Origin of the sequence: Halomonas fontilapidosi, assembly GCF_014192285.1 — a bacterium.
Lineage (GTDB): Bacteria > Pseudomonadota > Gammaproteobacteria > Pseudomonadales > Halomonadaceae > Halomonas > Halomonas fontilapidosi.
In genome coordinates this window covers 64,226-81,959 of sequence record NZ_JACHXQ010000001.1, presented here as the reverse complement: position 1 = coordinate 81,959, position 17,734 = coordinate 64,226, and the positions used below count along the sequence as shown (strand labels likewise).

General features: G+C 65.5%; 17 protein-coding genes. 9 read left to right on the top strand and 8 right to left on the bottom strand.

From position 1 onward, the window contains the following. The first annotated feature begins 8 nt into the window (after positions 1-8). Positions 9-1,223, top strand: a complete 1,215-nt coding sequence (locus FHR95_RS00385; protein WP_183312947.1) for an ABC transporter substrate-binding protein — start codon at positions 9-11, stop codon at positions 1,221-1,223. Here the strand turns inward: FHR95_RS00385 and FHR95_RS00380 are convergent. The 3 genes from FHR95_RS00380 to FHR95_RS00370 form a co-directional block, all read right to left on the bottom strand. Further along, positions 1,220-1,999 carry an alpha/beta fold hydrolase gene (locus FHR95_RS00380; RefSeq protein WP_183312946.1) on the bottom strand — a complete coding sequence of 260 codons (780 nt, stop codon included), beginning with the start codon at positions 1,997-1,999 and terminating at the stop codon, positions 1,220-1,222. The genes FHR95_RS00385 and FHR95_RS00380 overlap by 4 nt on opposite strands. Positions 2,000-2,025: 26 nt before the next feature. Continuing rightward, positions 2,026-2,709: a 7-cyano-7-deazaguanine/7-aminomethyl-7-deazaguanine transporter gene (locus FHR95_RS00375; protein ID WP_040186842.1), complete on the bottom strand. Its 684-nt coding sequence runs from the start codon at positions 2,707-2,709 to the stop codon at positions 2,026-2,028. A gap of 173 nt (positions 2,710-2,882) precedes the next feature. Next, positions 2,883-4,793 (bottom strand): propionyl-CoA synthetase, encoded by a 1,911-nt coding sequence (locus FHR95_RS00370; RefSeq protein ID WP_183312945.1) that lies wholly within the window; start codon positions 4,791-4,793, stop codon positions 2,883-2,885. A 331-nt stretch (positions 4,794-5,124) separates the two neighbouring features. Between FHR95_RS00370 and FHR95_RS00365 the strand changes: the two genes are divergently transcribed. Continuing rightward, entirely contained in the window at positions 5,125-5,454 is a 330-nt protein-coding gene (locus FHR95_RS00365; protein WP_183312944.1) for an ArsR/SmtB family transcription factor, read from the top strand. Between the two features lie 7 nt (positions 5,455-5,461). Here the strand turns inward: FHR95_RS00365 and sohB are convergent, their stop codons facing one another. After that, positions 5,462-6,505: a protease SohB gene (gene sohB / locus FHR95_RS00360; RefSeq protein WP_183312943.1), complete on the bottom strand. Its 1,044-nt coding sequence runs from the start codon at positions 6,503-6,505 to the stop codon at positions 5,462-5,464. A 136-nt stretch (positions 6,506-6,641) separates the two neighbouring features. Between sohB and FHR95_RS00355 the strand changes: the two genes are divergently transcribed. Then, entirely contained in the window at positions 6,642-6,953 is a 312-nt protein-coding gene (locus tag FHR95_RS00355) for an SCP2 sterol-binding domain-containing protein (protein WP_040186849.1), read from the top strand. A 14-nt stretch (positions 6,954-6,967) separates the two neighbouring features. Here the strand turns inward: FHR95_RS00355 and nudC are convergent, their stop codons facing one another. Genes nudC through FHR95_RS00335 form a run of 4 tightly spaced genes read right to left on the bottom strand, consistent with a single transcriptional unit; the run spans position 6,968 to position 9,772 of the window. Beyond that, on the bottom strand, positions 6,968-7,741 hold the full coding sequence (gene nudC, locus FHR95_RS00350) for an NAD(+) diphosphatase (protein ID WP_183312942.1): 774 nt from the start codon (positions 7,739-7,741) through the stop codon (positions 6,968-6,970). Continuing rightward, entirely contained in the window at positions 7,741-8,505 is a 765-nt protein-coding gene (gene dnaQ, locus FHR95_RS00345; RefSeq protein ID WP_183312941.1) for a DNA polymerase III subunit epsilon, read from the bottom strand. The genes nudC and dnaQ overlap by 1 nt, the downstream gene beginning before the upstream one ends. Before the next feature lie 33 nt (positions 8,506-8,538). Beyond that, the gene (gene rnhA, locus FHR95_RS00340; RefSeq protein WP_040186853.1) at positions 8,539-9,006 is read right to left on the bottom strand and encodes a ribonuclease HI; all 468 of its coding nucleotides are present in this window, start codon (positions 9,004-9,006) and stop codon (positions 8,539-8,541) included. Then, positions 8,999-9,772: a methyltransferase domain-containing protein gene (locus tag FHR95_RS00335; RefSeq protein ID WP_183312940.1), complete on the bottom strand. Its 774-nt coding sequence runs from the start codon at positions 9,770-9,772 to the stop codon at positions 8,999-9,001. The genes rnhA and FHR95_RS00335 overlap by 8 nt, the downstream gene beginning before the upstream one ends. A 96-nt stretch (positions 9,773-9,868) precedes the next feature. On the opposite strand from FHR95_RS00335, the gene gloB reads away from it, so the two are divergent. The 6 genes from gloB (at position 9,869) to FHR95_RS00305 (ending at position 17,600) form a co-directional block, all read left to right on the top strand. Continuing rightward, entirely contained in the window at positions 9,869-10,636 is a 768-nt protein-coding gene (gene gloB / locus FHR95_RS00330; protein WP_183312939.1) for a hydroxyacylglutathione hydrolase, read from the top strand. Positions 10,637-10,721: 85 nt separating this feature from the next. Continuing rightward, positions 10,722-11,909 carry a transglycosylase SLT domain-containing protein gene (locus FHR95_RS00325; RefSeq protein WP_183312938.1) on the top strand — a complete coding sequence of 396 codons (1,188 nt, stop codon included), beginning with the start codon at positions 10,722-10,724 and terminating at the stop codon, positions 11,907-11,909. A 42-nt stretch (positions 11,910-11,951) separates the two neighbouring features. Beyond that, on the top strand, positions 11,952-13,781 hold the full coding sequence (locus FHR95_RS00320; protein ID WP_183312937.1) for an extracellular solute-binding protein: 1,830 nt from the start codon (positions 11,952-11,954) through the stop codon (positions 13,779-13,781). Between the two features lie 55 nt (positions 13,782-13,836). Continuing rightward, positions 13,837-14,910 (top strand): microcin C ABC transporter permease YejB, encoded by a 1,074-nt coding sequence (locus FHR95_RS00315; RefSeq protein WP_040186859.1) that lies wholly within the window; start codon positions 13,837-13,839, stop codon positions 14,908-14,910. Positions 14,911-14,914: 4 nt separating this feature from the next. After that, on the top strand, positions 14,915-16,009 hold the full coding sequence (locus FHR95_RS00310) for an ABC transporter permease (protein WP_040186861.1): 1,095 nt from the start codon (positions 14,915-14,917) through the stop codon (positions 16,007-16,009). Continuing rightward, complete coding sequence (locus FHR95_RS00305) at positions 16,002-17,600, top strand: ABC transporter ATP-binding protein (RefSeq protein ID WP_183312936.1); 1,599 nt, start codon at positions 16,002-16,004, stop codon at positions 17,598-17,600. The genes FHR95_RS00310 and FHR95_RS00305 overlap by 8 nt, the downstream gene beginning before the upstream one ends. Positions 17,601-17,734 lie beyond the last annotated feature (134 nt).

Genomic DNA, 17,734 nt, shown 5'->3' with positions numbered 1-17,734 from the left:
CCGTTTCGATGATCACATCTGTTTTTCGGCGGCCTCTATGCTGGAGGCTGCTGCTCTCGGCCATCGTGCTACTGTCAACGCAGCCCGCCGCGGCCGACCCGCCAGACGACGCTTCCGCCGAGCTGCAGGAAGGCTATCCGCCGCTGGGTACCGAGGTGATGGTGCTGGACTTGGAGGCCCTGGCCGACGAGGCGGCCAGGGCTGCCGCCTGGGCCCAGACCCTGCGTCGCTACACAGACGCGCCGGCCGGCCCCAGCGTCGACACGCCCTCGCGTCCCAGCGTTCCAGCCTTAGCGCTTCGCCCGGCGGAGCCAATCGAACCACCGCCGGTCACGACACTGCAGATCATGCTGGACGGCTACCCCAGCCCTCGCCACGCCGCCCTGTTCGTCGCCAGGGAGCGAGGCCTGTTTGCCAGCCGCGGGCTGGACGTCACGCTTGCGAACCCGGCCGACCCGGATGTACCGAGCAAGCTGCTGGCCGCCTCAAGGATCGACCTGGCGGTATCCCGCCAGCCCTTGCTGCACCTCCAGGTGGATCGCGGCCTGCCGCTGGTACGTGTCGCCAGTCTGATCGCGACGCCCTTGAGTGCGCTGGTGGTTCGCGAGGACGGCACCATCGAAACGCCCGCCCAGCTGGCCGGCTCGCGCATCGGCCATGCCGACATCGATAGCCGAGATGTGCTGCTGGCGGCCCTCTTGAAGGGCGCCGCGATCCGTGACGACGAGGTCGAGACCGAAGCGCTCAACTTTCGGCTCGGCGACGCGCTCCGCGAGGGGCGCGTGGACGGGGTGATCGGCGCCATGCGTCACCGGCTGCCCCGTGAGCTCGCCGACGAGGGGCTGGCTACCCGGGTATTACGCATCGAGGCGCTGGGCATACCGCTACATGACGGTCTGGTACTGCTGGCCAACCGCGACCACCTGGGGCCGCAGCGGGAGGCCATCCGCCGGCTGGTCGCGACGCTCGAGGAGGCCACGGCCTGGATCGCCAACCACCCGGACGAGGCCTGGGCGCTGCTTGCAAGCGCCGAACCCGCGCTGGACACCGCGGTCAATCGCGAGGGGTGGGACATGGTGCGTGGCCGCCTGAACCTCAGCCCGGCGGCGCTCGATCAGGGCCGCTACCGCCGCTTCGAGGATTACCTCTTCGAGGCCGGCCTGATCCAGGAACGCCATCCGGTCTCGCGACTGGCCATCGACCCCGGGGCGTCGCCTCGCTAGCGTTCCACGCGCTCGAGAAAGGCGTTGACCGCCGCCTGAAAGGCGGCAGGCTGCTCGGCATGTAGCCAGTGGCCTGCTTCCAGCGTCTCGACCTCGGCGCGCGGCAGCACCTCGCGCACCTTCGGCAGCATGGCGTCGGTCACATAGGTCGAGTGCGCACCGCGCAGAACCAGGGTCGGCCCGTCGAAGGCGCCTTCGCCTGCCGGCTCTGCCATGATCGTCTCGTAGTCGTCCTGGATCTCGTCGAGGCCGATTCGCGGGCGCAATATGCCCTGGTCGCTACGCTCGAGATTGGTGGCCAGGAAGAGGCGCACGGCCGACTCCTCGACATGCTCAGCGAGCAGCGCGTCGGCCTCGCGACGGTTGGTCGGTTGGCCTGCCTCGACGCGGCGCAGGGCGGCAAACACGCTGTCGTGGTCATGGCCATAGGCGATCGGCGCGATGTCGGCCACGATCAGCGAGGCCACGCGGGAAGGGGCTAGGCGGGCCAGGCTGATCGCCACCTTGCCGCCCATGGAGTGACCCAGCAGGTGGACCCTGGAGACGTCGAGCCGATCCAGCAGGGCCAGCAGGTCCTCGGCCATGGCATCGTAGCCCATCCCCGCGACATGCGGCGAGCGGCCATGGTTGCGCAGGTCGACGGCAATCACCCGATGCCGGCGCTGCCATTGCTTGAGGTGAGACCGCCAGTTGTCGGCACTGCCGAGCAGGCCATGCACGACCACCAGCGGCGTTGCGTCACCGCCGGTGTCGACGTAGTGAAGTTCGATGGGCATCACGATTTCCTTGTCCTGGAGTAACGTCAGGTTCTTGCCTGTGCCTCGCCGGGCATCAGATCGGCGTTGCCCGTCACAGCCACCAGGCGACGGCTCAGCCAGGCCAGCAGCACACCGTAGAGCGGCAGGAAGAACGCCAGGCTGATGCCGAGCTTGATCACGTAGTCGACCCAGGCGATCTCCGGCCAGTTGGCCGCCATGAAGGCATCGGGGCTGTTGTGGAAGGCGATGGAGAAAAAGGCGAAGGTATCGGCCAGGTTGCCGAGCACCGTGGAGACCGCCGGCGCCACCCACCAGGCCTTGAGCGTGCGCAGGCGATCGAAGACCTGCACATCCAGCAGCTGGCCCAGCACGTAGGCCATGAAACTCGCCAGCGCGATCCGCGCAACGAAGAGGTTCCACTCGCCCAGCCCCGCGAGACCGGCAAAGCCGCCGCGCGGGAAGACCACCGAGACGACGTAGGAGATCACCAGCGCCGGTAGCATGACTCTCAGCACGATGGCCCGCGCCGGCTCCTTGCCGAACAGGCGCACGGTGAGATCCGTGGCCAGGAAGATGAAGGGAAAGCTGAAAGCGCCCCAGGTGGTATGGAACCCGAAGAGGGTAAAGGGCAGCTGTACCAGGTAGTTGCTGGCGGCGATGACCAGAATATGGAAGGCGACCAGCAGCGTCAGGCAGCGTCGATACTGGGCATTGGAAAGCACGAACATCACGGCATCCTTTTTTCGGGGAGGGGTGAGGGAACCCTCGTGGCAGAGTCATCGCCCGGAGGCGAATAGGCCGGGCATTATACGGCCTGACCAGACGCCTGGCCATGCATGCCATGGAACGACGCCGCCGCCCGGAAGGGCGGCGGCGTCGAGGTCGGCGGTGGTGGCGAGCGTTAGAGCTGGCGGGCCTCGTGGGCGGTGCCTACCGAACGCTCCTTCATGGCCTCGTGCACGTCTTGCAGACTCGCCGGGTCATCGATGGTGGAGGGCACCCCGAACTCCTGGCCGTCGGCAATATTGCGCAGCAGCTTGCGCAGGATCTTGCCGGAACGGGTCTTGGGCAGGCGATCAACCACCAGCACCTGCTTGAAGCAGGCAATAGGCCCGATCTTGTCGCGCACCAGGGCGATCAGCTCCTCCTCGAGTTCCACCTCGCGTCCATCGAAGCCGTCCTTGGGGATGACCAGCCCCACCGGCAGCTGGCCCTTGAGAGCATCATGAATACCGATCACCGCGCATTCGGCGACGGCGGGATGCGCGCCGACGACCTCCTCCATCTCGCCCGTGGAGAGACGATGACCGGCAATATTGATGACGTCATCGGTGCGCCCCATGATGAACAGATAGCCATCCTCGTCAACAAAGCCACCGTCACCGGTCAGGTAGTAGCCGGGGAAGGCCGACATGTAGGCGCTTTGGAAGCGCTGCGGATCTCCCCAGATACCGGTCAGACAGCCAGGCGGCATCGGCTGCTTGATCACCACGCTGCCCTGCTCCATGGCCCCCATGGGCTCCCCGGCACGATCGAGGATCTGGACGTTGAAGCCGGGCACCGGCACTGTCGCGCTCCCCGCCTTGGTGGGCATCGGCTCCAGGCCCTGGAGGTTGGCGGCGATCGGCCAGCCGGTCTCGGTCTGCCACCAGTGATCGATCACCGGCACGTCCATCAGGTCGTCCAGCCAATGGAACGTCGGCGGATCGAGGCGCTCACCGGCCAGGAACAACGCCTTGAGACAGGAGATGTCGTATTGCGCCATCAGCTTGGCGTCCGGATCTTCCTTCTTGATGGCGCGGAAGGCCGTCGGTGCGGTGAAGAAGCTCTTGACACGATACTCGCTGATCAGCCGCCAGAAAGCCCCGGCATCCGGGGTCTTTACCGGCTTGCCCTCGTAGACCACGGTGGTACAGCCGCGCAGCAGGGGCGCATAGACGATATACGAGTGGCCGACCACCCAGCCGACGTCGGAGGCCGAGAAGAAGACATCGCCAGGGTCCACGTCATAGATGGTGTCCATGGAATAGCTCAGCGCCACGGCATAGCCGCCGGTATCGCGCACGACTCCCTTGGGCTTGCCGGTGGTGCCGGAGGTATAGAGCACATAGAGCGGATCGCTGCCCTTGACCGCCACACAGTCAGCGGGCTCGGCGTTCTCGACCAGCGCCGCCCAGTCATGGTCAATCGCGCCCAGCTCGGCATGATGCTGGTCGCGCTGAAAGATCACGCAGGCCTCGGGCTTGTAGCTGCTCTGCTCGATGGCCGCATCGATGATCGGCTTGTAGGGCAGCACCCGATCGCCCTCGACGCCACAGGAAGCGGCAATCACCACCTTGGGCTCGGCATCCTCGATGCGCACGGCCAACTCGTGAGGGGCAAAGCCGCCGAACACTACCGAGTGCACGGCCCCCAGACGCGCGCAGGCGTACATGGCCATCAGCGCTTCCGGCACCATGGGCATGTAGATCACGACCCGGTCACCCTTTTCCACGCCCAGCGCCTGCAAGGCGCCGGCAACGCGGGCGACCTGGTCGCGCATCTCGACGAAGGTCAAGGTGCGCTTGCTGTCAGTGACCGGAGAGTCCCAGTAGATGGCCGGCTGGTCGCCGCGCCCTTGCTCGACATGATGGTCGAGGGCGGCATGGCAGATATTGAGCTCGCCATCCACGAACCAGCGAGCATGACCCGCCTCGTCGTACTCGAGAATGGTGGTGGGCGGGGTGAACCAGGGAACGCGCCTGGCCTGTTCGGCCCAGAAGGCCTCGGGGTGATCAATGGAGCGGCGATACTCGTCTTGGTACATGCTCATCTGCATCCTGTCAGCAATCGAAGGGGCGTTGATTGTTGACACTCTAGAGCAAGTTGGCCGCTGTAACCTCATACCATCGGCTAATCTTCGACAAAAGTGCAAGGTAAAGCCGGGCTAATTGTCGACAACACGCGGCGCGCCGCATCAGATTTTTCATTGATACAGCGTTGATTCGGCGACAGCCGTCAAGCTGGACTATTATTGAGGAGAAGCTGAATCAGGATATGCACGAGCAACAGATGCCACCCGCGCGGCGGGCTCATGTAAATGCATTCAACAGCGCAGGTCATCGGCCGTCGACATGCCGATCCTGCCCAGCAGGGGACAGATCATGGGCAATACCAGCGGCGCTGCAGCACGTCTCCTGGAAGGCGGCACAGCGGTCATCGATGAGGCCAGCGCCCTTCTCAAGGCGATGGCCAACGACAACCGTCTGCGGATTCTCTGCCTGCTCGACGGCAGCGAACTCTCGGTGACCGAGCTCAATCAGCGGCTGTCACTCAGCCAATCGGCACTCTCGCAGCACCTGGCGATACTGCGTCGCGAGAATCTGGTCAGCACTCGCCGGGAGTCCCAGACCATCTACTACTCCCTGCATGGTGAGCGTGCGAGAACCCTGATCGAGGCTCTCGGTCGCCTGGAACTGGGCGGCAGACCCTAGGGTCCGATCAGCGCTTCTGCCAGCGACCGGCATCGAGCCTCTCCAGCACCCGCTCGATGCTCATCTCCACGCCACCTGAGACCGCCATACCCAAACGCTCGCCTAGCGTGTGCTTGTGCTCCAGGGTCAGGCGGATCACCCGCGCCTGCTGCATGCGCTCCATCAGGTAGGCCTCGCTGGTCCCCAGTGCATCCACCAGGCCGCGTGTCAGGGCATCGCTGCCGTACCAGATCTCGCCGGTGGCCACCGCGTCGATATCGAGGCCCGGACGACGCTCGGCCACATGACGCTTGAACAGCTCATGGGTGGTCTCGAGATCCTCGCGAAACTTCTCGCGCCCCTCCTCGGTGTTTTCGCCGAAGACGGTGAGGGTCCGTTTGTAGCGCCCGGCGGTGAGCAGCTCCACGTCGATGTCGTGGCGCTTGAGCAGACGATGCAGGTTGGGCAGCTGGGCGACCACACCGATCGAGCCGAGCACCGCGAAAGGGGCAGCACGCAGCTGGTCGGCTGCGCAGGCCATCAGATAACCGCCACTGGCGGCCACCTTGTCGACGCAGACGGTAGTCGAGAGGCCCGCCTCGCGCAGGCGATCCAGCTCGGCGGCCGCCAGGCCATAGCCATGCACGAGCCCCCCGGCCGACTCCAGGCGGACCACCACCTCGTCCCCCTGGCCGGCCACCCCCAGCACCGCCGAGACCTCCTCGGCGAGTTGTCCGGTACCGCTTGCCTTGATGTCACCATGAAAATCCAGCACCCACACCGTCGGTGAGGCGCTCTCCCCGTCTCCCTTGCGGCCGCGCCGATCCTGCGCCTTGTCATCGCGCCGGAAGGCCTTGATCAGCCGCTTGCGGGCCCCCGGCTGGCTGGCCGCCAACTGCATCCGGCGGCGACGATGACGGCGCGTGCCATTGAGCTCTTCGAGACGCAGCCGGGTGCGGCCCCCCGCGTCGCCCTTGACCCGCTGGACCACGATCAGCGCCACGCCGCCGATCACCATCAGGGTCACCAGCTGCGCTACGAACATGCCAAATTCCGTCAGCCATTCGTTCACTGCCTTCTCCTTTTGTTCGCTATGCTGTCATCCTGCCCGGGGCCTGGGTGCCTGCACAAGCACGCTTGATTCAAACGGACGTTTCAAATACGCTCTGTGGTCAGACTTTATCCGACGGCCAGCAAGGATCTCCCCCATGTCAGACGCCACCCTCGACAAGTTACAGCGCCGCTTCGACCCCGAGGCCGCCAGCGGCATGCATGACGTCTTCCAGTTCCACTTCACCGATGCCGGCAATCATTACCTGGTAGTGAACGACGGTACGCTGGGCATCCACGAGGGTGAGCATGACGACCCTTCGGTCAGCCTGAGCCTGAGCAGCGAGACCCTGAAGGGCATAATGAGCGGCGAGATCAACGGCATGAGCGCTTTCATGACGGGCAAGCTCAAGGCCACCGGCAACGTCATGCTGGCCACACAGCTTACCCGCCTGTTTCCTGGCCACTGACCCCCGCATATTCGTTACTCCCGCACTCCGACTTCCCTGAGGTGGGTCTCGATCAGCGCTCGGGAGATGGAGTAGAGCGGCGGCAGCTGGGGCAGCTGCCGCGGGCTGAACCAGGCGGCGTCGGCGATCTCCACGCCGTCGATACGGATGCGCCGGCTAGCCGCTTCGGCAAAGAAGCCCAGCATCAGTGAATGGGGAAAGGGCCAGGGCTGACTCTTGTAGTAGCTGACCCGTCCCACGCTGAGCCCCACCTCCTCGAAGATTTCGCGGCGCACGGCGTCTTCGGCCGACTCGCCCGGTTCGATGAAGCCGGCCAGCGTCGAGTATCGGCCCGGAGGAAACCGCGGGCTGCGGGCCAGCAGCAGCGCTTCCCCGTGGGTCACCAGGGTAATGATGCAGGGCGAGATGCGCGGGTAGTTGCGATGGCCACACTGCTCGCAGTGCATGGCGAACTCGGCGTCGAGGCGCCTGGCCGGAGCGCCACAGCGCCCACAGAAGCAGTGATTGTCGAGCCAGGCCGCCACCTGCAGGGCCGTGGAGACCAGCGGGAACCAGGATTCCGGCAGGCGCGCCATCCAGGCCCGACCATCAAGCCAGTCATCGTCGGGCTGTGTCTCCAGCGCGAGCGCCACGGGCTCATCCTGCCACCAGCACAACGGCTGCATCCGCTCATGCCAGGGCTGAAAGGCTTGCAGCGGGCCCTCGTCGATACCGGGCGCAATACGCCCGCGGGCCAGGCGGATGACACGCCCGGCCCCTTCCTTGCTGGGCAATTCCTGACGCAGCATCAGGGTGACGCCGCCTCACCGCCGAGCAATTCCGGGTAGTCATCCCAGCGGCACTCGCCGCCCGCCTCGCGAATGCGTTCCAGCTTGGCACGATGGGCCGCCAGCTCCGTCTCGTCGGGTGGCACCACGCGCAGTTGCCCCGCGGGAAGGGACAAGCGACGGATGGCCAGCCCCCCCTGATCACCCGCGCGCCCCTCGGCTGTTGCCGAGGCATCCAGCGAGAGCATGGTCTGGCCCCCGGTCATGGCCAGGTAGACGTCGGCGAGGATTTCGGCGTCGAGCAGAGCACCGTGCAGCACGCGATGCCCATTCTCGATTTCATAGCGCTTGCACAGGGCATCCAGGCTATTGCGCTGACCGGGGTGCTTGTCGCGTGCCAGGGTCAGGGTGTCGAGGATGCGGCAGTGCTCTGACACCGGGCCGAGTCGTGGCTCGCCGCGCAAGGCATTGAGCCTCTCGAGTTCGTGGTCGATAAAGCCCACGTCGAAGGGTGCGTTATGGATCACCAACTCGGCCCCTTCGATGAAGGCCCAGAAGGCATCGGCAACCTCGGCGAAGAGCGGCTCGTCGGCGACTCGCTCGTTGGTGATGCCGTGTACGCCCACGGCTTCAGCCTCGATGTCCCGCTCGGGATTGATGTACTGATGATAACGGTTGCCGGTAAGGCGGCGGTTGACCATCTCGACCGCCCCGATCTCGATCAGGCGATGACCGTCACGGGGATCGATGCCGGTGGTCTCGGTATCCAGAATGATCTGTCGCATGGGATCTCTCTCGGCGTGCAGGAAAGGCGGGCGTCAGGCGCGGGCGCGATGCTCGTCGATGGCCTGATTGGCCAGTTCATCGGCCCGCTCGTTGCCGGCATGGCCACTGTGCCCCTTGACCCAGTGCCACTCGATCGCATGGCGGTGGGTCTCCTCGTGGAGCTCTCGCCACAGCTCGGCATTCTTGACCGGCTGGCGGGCGGCGGTCTTCCAGCCCCGCTTGATCCAGTTGTGAATCCACTCCGTGATCCCCTTGCGCAGGTACTCGGAGTCGGTCCACAGCGCCACCCGACAGGGCCGCTTGAGCTCGCGTAGCGCCATGATCGCCGCCATCAGTTCCATGCGGTTGTTGGTGGTCACCGCCTCGAACCCCTTGAGCGCCTTCTCGTGAGGCCCGCTGACCAGCAATGCGCCCCACCCGCCAGGGCCGGGATTGCCACGACAGGCGCCGTCGGTATAGATGGTCACGGTCTGCGGCTCGCCGTGCGCTATGTCAGTCACCGTTGCGGTTCCTTTCCGGTTGCGGCTCGACGCGCGAGGCACTGCCCAGCGCCGGGCCGGTCAGAGGTCGAGCCAGTTCGAAACGCGGACGCTGCGACTGGGCGAGCTGTGCCCGGCGGCGAGCATGAATCATGTAACTGTCGCCCAGCGGCAGGTTGTGGCGCCGCCCGAGGGTCTCCAGCATGGTATTGCGCGGCAGGCTGCCGGGCAGATGAAAGCCGCAATAGTCTACCCGCTCGATCTCGAAGTCGACAAATGCCAACCAGTCGCCGAGCCGGCCGGGGGAGCGCCAGTGACCTCGCCACGGCATGCGCCGCCGCCTGCCCGGCCAGGCACGCGACAGCCCGCCGGCACTCAGCGGAAACCAGCCGAAGATGATCAGTCGGCCATTGTCGGCGGTGACCCGCGCCGCCTCTTGCAACATGTGATGCGGCTCTGTGACCACCTCGAGCAGATGGTGGACCACCACCAGGCTCAGGCTGTCATCGGGAAGCGGCAGGGCATCCGGTGGGCACACCAGGGTCGATTCGTGCTCGGCCATCTCACGGCTCGGTGACCAGCCCAGGGCGTGGCGGATCGGACAGATATCACTGAGCATGGGCGCCATGCCCAGTTCCAGGCTGTGTTGCCCGACCAGGCGCTCACAGACCGGACCGAGACAAGCCCGCTCGGACTTCCATAGCGCCTGACCCGCCGGCGACGCCCAGTAACGTCGCCCCTCCCGGACCAGCCGCGCCAAGGCGTGGGGATCCCGCGAATTTGACATAGTACCGTCATTCCTCCACAGTGCCGGGTTTTGTAAACCATATCGCGACAAATCGCGGCAGCGTCTGGCAACGCCTCCGTCAAGGACCCCGAGCCCATGTTGAGCGTGACACCGATACCCGCCTTTAGCGACAACTATATCTGGCTGCTGCGCCAGGACACGAGCCCGGAAGTCTGTGTGGTTGACCCCGGCGATGCAACGCCGGTGGTCGAATGGCTGGAACGCGAGGGGCTGAACCTGGGCACGGTGCTGATCACCCATCATCATCATGACCATACCGGTGGCCTGGCCGAACTGATCAAGCGCTACTCGCCGCGCGTGATCGGTCCGGACAACCCCGAGATCGACGGCATCGACGAACGGGTCGGCGACGGCGACGAAGTGCGCGTGATGGGCAGGCTGTTCGAGGTCCTCGCCCTACCCGGCCATACACTGGATCATATCGGTTTCTTCGCGCCAGGCATCCCGCCGCTGCTGTTCAGCGGCGACGTGCTGTTCAGTGCCGGCTGCGGCCGACTCTTCGAGGGCACCCCGGCACAGATGCACGAGTCGCTGTCGCGCCTCGACGCGCTGCCGGAGGACACCCTAGTGTTTGCCGCCCACGAATATACCCTGGCCAATCTGGCCTTCGCGCGCACGGCCGACCCGGACAACCCCGATGTCGAGGCCACCGAAGCGGAATGCCAACGTAGCCGCGAACTCGATCGCCCTACCCTGCCCACCACGCTGGGCCGCGAACGCCGCATCAATCCTTTCCTGCGCTGCACCTCGGCCGGCATACGCAAGGCCGCCTCGGCGCATGGTGATACCGACAGCCAGCTGGCGACTTTCACCACGCTGCGCGCCTGGAAGGATGACTTCTGAGCACGCCATTGCTGGATGAATTGATGGATGACATGAGGCCTGCCAGAGACGGCAGGCCAACGTTTGACCAGGAGACCACCTTTCGATGACCTACCATACGACACGTCGACGGATCCTGGGCTTTACCAGCTGTCTCGCACTGATGGGTTCCCTGATGGCCGCCACCGGCAACAGCCAGGCCTCACCCACCCCTCAGCGCGCCTTCAAGGACGATTCGGTCAGCCACAAGGCCCAAGCTGCCAGGCTTCCCGCCAACCAGAGTTTCTGGGATGCCCTGGCGCTCGAACCCAGGGATGCCTGGTCCCGCCTTGCCGAGGCCTTCCAATGGCAGGAAGATACCGATCAGGCACGCGTGCAGGAGTGGATCGACCACTATCGGCAGAGTCCCCACAACATCGTCGAGATCACCGAGCGCGCCAGGCCCTGGCTTGCCTGGATCACCGAACGCGTGGAGGAACGCGGCCTGCCGGGCGAGATTGCCCTGATTCCGTTCATCGAAAGCTCCTTCGACCCCAACGCCCGCAGCCACCGCGGGGCGGCGGGTCTCTGGCAGTTCATGCCCGGCACCGGCCATGCCCTGGGTCTGCGCCGCGGGGGCGGCTACGATGGCCGCCTGGACGTGGCGCGTTCGACGCATGCCGCCCTGGACTACATCGAGATGCAGGCCGAGCAGTGGTACGAGGGGGACCTCGAGCTCTCCCTGGCCGCCTACAATGCCGGCGCAGGCACCGTGAACCGAGCGCGCAGTGCCGCGCTCTCCCAGGGCAAGGCGGGCACTTACTGGGACCTCCACCTGCCGCGGGAAACCATGGCCTATGTCCCCAAGCTGATCGCTATTTCGGCGATCATCGCCGAGCCAGAGCGTTACAACGTCGAGCTGCCCCAGATAGGTGCCTCGCCGGCCGTGGCCGAAGTCCCGCTGACCCAGCCGATGAATCTCGGCGAAGCAGCCCGGATGGCCGGGGTCTCCCACGCCGCCCTGGCCGACCTCAATCCCGGCCTGCTCGGCAACCGGGTCGACCCACGCCACGTCAAGCGGCTGCTGGTACCCGCCGACAGCGCCGAACAGATGCTGGCACAGCTCCGCGGCACTGCCCGTCAGCGCACCGCCACCAACGACGGCGATGATATCTATGTGGTCCGTCGTGGGGACAGCCTCTCGGCCATCGCCTCCCGCCATGCCGTGGCGCTGGCCGACCTGGCCCGCTGGAACGGCATCGAACGGCCCGACGCTTTACAACCGGGGCAACAGCTGACACTTTCCGGTAGTTGATGATCGGGGCCATGGCCCTGCCTGCTACAAGGAACCTGAGCGATGCGATACGCTGCCCCTGGCCTGGGCTTGCTGCTGGGCGTGCTGCTCGCTGGACCGGCCCTGTCGGCCGAGCCAAGCGAGGTGCCGACTGTCCATGGTCTGGCCCTGTATGGCGACCCGGCGCTGCCACCGGACTTCATGCACTTCCCCCATGCGAACCCCGAGGCCCCGGCGGGAGGCAGCCTGGTGCGCTCGGCCATCGGCAGTTTCGATTCGACCAATCCCTTCATCATTCGTGGTACGCCGGCCACCGGCCTGACCGAAATCTACGACACCCTGCTGGCTCAGCATCCCGACGAGCCCTTCTCGATGTATGGCCTGCTCGCCGAGGGGGTCCGGCTGGACCCGGACCGGCAATGGATCGAATTCGACCTGCACCCCGAAGCGCGCTTCCATGATGGCGAGCCGGTCACAGCCGCGGATGTGGTATTCAGCTTCGAGACCTTGACGGAGCAGGGTCAGCCCTTCTACGGCGCCTACTATGCCGATGTCGTCGACGTCCGGGCCGTGGACGAAAAGACCGTGCACGTCGACTTCGCCGACAGCGAGTCGCGTGAGCTGCCGCTGATCATCGGCCAGCTGCCGATCCTGCCCGCCCACTTCTGGCAGGGTCGTGACTTCGAGGCCACTACGCGCGATCCCCTGCTCGGCTCCGGCCCCTATCGGATCGGCACCGTGGAGCCGGGGCGACGCATCGCCTACGAGCGTGTCGATGACTACTGGGGACGGGATCTCCCGGTCAACCGGGGACGCCACAACATCGACCGACTGGTGTACGACTACTACCGCGACCAGACGGTGGCACTCGAGGCCTTCAAGGCCGGCAACCTCGACATGCGCATCGAGACCAGCGCCCGCAACTGGGCCACCGCCTACGACTTTCCGGCCCTGGAAGAAGGCTTCGTCGAACGCCTCGAGGTACCGGACGGACAACCCGCCGGCATGCAGGCCTATGTGATGAACCTGCGGCGCGACAAGTTCCAGGACCCGCGGGTCCGCGAGGCGTTCAACCTGGCCTTCAATTTCGAGTGGCTCAATCGCAACCTCTTCTACGGTGCCTACCAGCGCACCGAAAGCTATTTCGCCAACTCCGAGATGGCCGCCGAGGGGCTGCCGAGCGAGGCCGAGCTGGCCCTTCTCGAGCCGCATCGCGAGGCCCTGCCCGAGCGCGTCTTCGAAGAGCCCCTGCCCATCGAGCACCCGGAGGAGATGCGCCCCCGCCTCGCCCGGGCGCTAGCGTTACTCAACGAAGCCGGCTATGTCGTTCGCGATGGCGTCATGACCCACCTCGACAGCGGTGCCGCACTGAGCGTCGAGGTGCTGCTCTTCGACACCCAGTTCGAGCGGGTCGTGCAGCCGCTGCTGCAGAATCTGGCGAAGATCGGCATCCAAGGCGATATTCGCATCGTCGACGTCAACCAGTACCTCAACCGGCTACGCAGCTTCGATTTCGATATCATCGTCGGCAGCTTCCCCCAGTCGGCCAACCCCGGCAATGAACAGCGCGATTTCTGGACCAGCGAATATGCCGAGGTCCCCCAGAGCCGCAACCTGATCGGGCTCAGCGATCCGGTGGTCGACGCCCTGGTCGACGACCTGATCGCCGCCGACTCCCGGGAGGCGCTGGACACCGCGGCCCGCGCGCTGGACCGGGTGCTGCGCTGGGGCTTCTACGTGATTCCCCAATGGCACCTGGGCAAGACGCGCATCGCCCTGTGGGACAAGTTCGCCTGGAAAGAACCGTTCCCCGAGTACAACCTGGACCTGAGCGCCTGGTGGGTGGACCCCGAGCGCGGCGCCGAGATCGAGACCCGCCAACGCAATCGCTGAAGGGAGCCGGCAACCGACTCGCCGGCTGTTGCCCTTCGTGGAGTAAGGATACGCCGTGGCCCGCTATGTACTGCGCCGCCTGCTGCTGATGATCCCCACCCTGCTGGGGATCATGCTGCTCAACTTCATCATCGTCCAGGCCGCGCCGGGTGGCCCGATCGATCAGATGCTGGCTCGCTTCGAGGGCCTCTCCAGCCAGGCCAGTACCCGCATGGAAGGAGGTGGCGGGGACGTCGCGGCGAGTGGCGATTCGCGCGGTGCCCGGGGCATTCCCCCGGCCTTCATCGAAAAGCTCGAGGCACAGTTCGGGTTCGACCAGCCCGCTCATGAGCGCTTCCTGGGCATGATCGCCGACTACGCCACCTTCGATTTCGGCGAAAGCTTCTTCCGCGATGAGCCGGTGACCACCCTGATGCTGGAGCGCCTTCCCGTATCGATCTCGCTGGGGCTCTGGACCACCCTGGTGGTCTACTTGATCTCGATCCCGCTGGGCATCCGCAAGGCTCTGCGACACGGCTCACGCTTCGACATCTGGAGCTCGGGACTGGTGATCGTCGGCTATGCCATCCCCGGCTTCCTGTTTGCCATCCTGCTGATCGTGCTGTTTGCCGGCGGCAGCTACTGGGACCTCTTCCCGCTGCGCGGCCTCACCTCGTCGGACTTCGATGAGCTTTCCGTGTGGGGCAAGGTCAAGGACTACCTCTGGCACATCACCCTGCCGGTCATCGCCTCGGCCATCGGCAGCTTCGCGACCCTGACCATGCTGACCAAGAACAGCTTCCTCGACGAGATTCACAAGCAGTACGTGCTCACCGCCCGCGCCAAGGGAGCCAGCGATCGTCGCGTGCTCTACGGCCACGTCTTCCGCAATGCCATGCTGATCATCATTGCCGGGCTGCCGGCGGCGCTGATCGGTATCTTCTTCACCGGGTCGCTGCTGATCGAGGTGATCTTCTCGCTCAACGGCCTGGGCCTGCTGGGCTTCGAGGCGGTGATGCAGCGCGACTATCCGGTGATCTTCGGCACGCTCTTTCTCTACACCCTGATCGGGCTGGTCCTGAAGCTGATTTCCGACCTGACCTATGTGTGGGTGGACCCGCGCATCGACTTCGAGACACGGGAGTCCTGAACCGATGTCACTGCTTTCGCGCGAGCTCTCGCCCATCACTCGGCGACGCCTGGCGGTCTTCCGCGATAACCGGCGAGCGCGGGTCTCGCTATGGATCTTCGCGGTCCTCTTTGCCATCAGTCTGGTGGCCGAGCTGGTCGCCAACGACCGTCCGATCGTCATGCAGTACCAGGGCGAATGGTACGTGCCGGTTTTGGTGGATTATCCCGATACCGAATTCGGCGGCTTTCTGCCCAGTCCCGCCGACTACCGCGACCCCTTCGTGCACGACGAGATCATGGCCAACGGCTGGATGCTCTGGCCGCCGATCCCCTTCTCCTACGAGACCCTGGACATGGCCCTCGATCACCCGGCCCCGTCGCCGCCCACCGCTCGCCACTGGCTGGGCACCGATGACCAGGGCCGCGACGTCATGGCGCGAGTGATCTACGGCTTTCGCCTCTCGGTGGTCTTCGCCCTGGTGCTCACCGCGGGCTCGCTCGTGCTGGGGGTAGTGGCCGGCGGCATCCAGGGCTACTTCGGCGGCAAGGTGGACCTCATCGGCCAGCGCTTCACCGAGATCTGGTCGGGGCTGCCGATGCTCTTCCTGCTGATCATCCTGGCGAGCCTGGTGGAACCCAACCTCTGGTGGCTGCTGGGCATCATGCTGCTGTTCTCCTGGCTGGGGCTGGTCGATGTGGTACGTGCCGAATTCCTGCGCGCCCGGAACCTCGAGTACGTGCGCGCCGCCCGAGCCATGGGCCTGCCCTCGCGGCTGATCATGTGGCGCCACGTGCTGCCCAATGCCATGGTGGCCACCCTGACGTTCATCCCCTTCCTGTTCACCGGGGCCATCACCACCCTCACCGCGCTGGACTTCCTGGGCTTCGGGCTGCCGCCGGGTTCCCCGTCCCTGGGCGAGCTCGTCGCCCAGGGCAAGAACAATCTGCAGGCGCCGTGGCTGGGCATTACTGCCTTCGTCACCCTATCGGTGATGCTGTCGCTGCTGGTATTCATCGGCGAGGGGCTGCGCGATGCTTTCGACCCCCGTCATATCCAGCATGCTGCCAGCGCTTCTCCGGCGGCGAGCGAATCCTCGAGGAGCGGGCCCGATGCCTGACACCCGGACGTCCCCCCTGCTTGAGCTGCACGACCTGACCGTTGCCTTCGACGGAATCCGCGTCGTCGACCGCCTGTCGCTCACCGTCAAGCGCGGCGAGACCCTGGCCCTAGTCGGCGAGTCGGGTTCCGGCAAGTCGGTCTCGGCGCTCGGCGCGATGAACCTGCTGCCCCCCAATGCGCGCATCGAAGGCGAGCGCCGGCTGCGCGATACCAACCTTGCCACGCTGACCGATCGAGGCTGGCGGGGGTTGCGCGGTAGTCGAGTGGGCTTCGTCTTTCAGGAGCCCATGACCTCGCTCAATCCGCTGCATCCCATCGGCAAGCAGATCGGCGAGACCCTACGTCTGCATCAGGGCATCACCGGCAATGCCGCCAGATTGCGCACCCGCGACCTGCTGGAACAGGTCAAGCTGCCCCGCGCCGGCGAACTGCTGGATGCCTGGCCGCACCAGATCTCTGGCGGGCAGCGCCAACGCGTGATGATCGCCATGGCGATTGCCAACGACCCCGAACTGTTGATCGCTGACGAGCCCACCACCGCACTGGATGTCACCGTGCAGCAGGAAATCCTCGCCCTGCTCGCCGAACTGCGTGATGTTCATGGCATGGGCATGCTCTTCATCACTCACGATCTTAACCTGGTGCGCCGGCATGCTGACCGCATCTGCGTACTGCATGCTGGCCGCGAACAGGAAACCGGAGCGGTCGCGGAGGTCTTCAGCCAGCCGCGCAGCGATTATACCCGGCAGCTGCTGGAGGCCGAACCCAGGGGGCGCCCGGCGCCCATCCCCCGTCTCGCGCCGTTGCTGAGTGCCCGAGGCGTTGGTGTCCGCTTTCCGCGTCCGACACGACTTTTTGGCCGACGCCCGCCGCCGTTCGAAGCGGTCAAGCCACTCGACCTACATGTCGCCCCCGGCGAGACCCTGGGCATCGTCGGGGAATCCGGTTCGGGCAAGACAACCTTGGCCCTTGCCCTGCTGCGCCTGGGAACGGGCAGCGGCGAGATCGACTTTAACGGCGTGCGCCTCGACCAGCTGACCGGCAACGCCTTGCGACGCCAGCGTCGCAGCCTGCAGGTGGTGTTCCAGGACCCCTATGGCTCGCTATCACCGCGTCTGCCGGTCTTCGACATCATCAGCGAGGGGCTGCGCTTCCATCAGCCGGAGCTCGACAGAGCCGAGGTCGACCGCCGCGTGCGTGCCACCCTTCGCGAGGTGGGCCTGCCCGAGGATTGTGCCTCCCGCTATCCCCACGAGTTCTCCGGCGGTCAGCGCCAGCGCATTGCTGTTGCCCGAGCAATCATCCTCGAGCCACAACTGGTAGTGCTCGACGAGCCCACCTCCGCCCTGGACCGCAGCGTACAGAAGCAGCTGGTCGAGCTGCTGCGCGATCTCCAGGCCCGGCGCCAGCTGAGTTATCTGTTCATCAGCCATGATCTGGCGGTGGTGCGGGCCATGGCTCATCGGGTGCTGGTCCTCAAGGACGGTGAGGTGATGGAAGCGGGCGACTGTCTGCAGGTCCTCGAGAATCCTGCCAGCGACTACACACGAGCCTTGGTGGCGGCCGCCGGGCTGGCACCGCACGAGTGAGCTGCCTACGTTGGAAAGACGCGTTTACTCGTTCGTTTGCTGACAGTCTCGGCTGATTTCTTCTTTGGGACCGGTGGGTCCACTTTCAGTGTAGAAAAGCAAGATAACGGTATAAATTTTATGACCCTATACCG